The organism is Candidatus Bandiella numerosa, assembly GCF_021811875.1.
GTDB classification, from domain to species: Bacteria; Pseudomonadota; Alphaproteobacteria; order Rickettsiales; family Midichloriaceae; genus Aquirickettsia; species Aquirickettsia numerosa_A.
Genome location: NZ_JAJBJD010000234.1, coordinates 1 through 344, shown reverse-complemented (window position 1 = coordinate 344; position 344 = coordinate 1). Strand labels below are relative to the sequence as shown.

Annotated in this window: 1 protein-coding gene; it reads right to left on the bottom strand. The window is 38.7% G+C overall.

The features are described 5' to 3' along the window. Positions 1-103: 103 nt before the first annotated feature. Positions 104-319: a hypothetical protein gene (locus L8D11_RS05500; protein WP_236870659.1), complete on the bottom strand. Its 216-nt coding sequence runs from the start codon at positions 317-319 to the stop codon at positions 104-106. Positions 320-344 lie beyond the last annotated feature (25 nt).

The window sequence follows — 344 nt, the reverse complement described above, 5'->3', positions numbered from 1 at the left end:
AGATATACTAATGCAGCTAATATCCAAAGAGAGAATTTTCAAAAAGCTAAATTTATTTGGGATGAAGCTATCCAAGAGATAGCTGCTGCCTAAAATTTAAGGGTCAGGGTTGTGTTGCGGCCATATTCCCATTAACTTGACGGTGCCCTCTAAAGGCACTTTTGAGATTAGTAGTATGAACTACTTTCTCAATCAAGTCTTTCGCAAGGTCATGGGGTATTTTAAATGCTGAAGTCACTTTATGCACCTTGAGATCAACAGCTTCGGTACTGCCGTCACTGTTTGATACATGGTCGATATAAATATCATTTGCTGCCATATGCCTCCAAAATTAAAACTCCAGT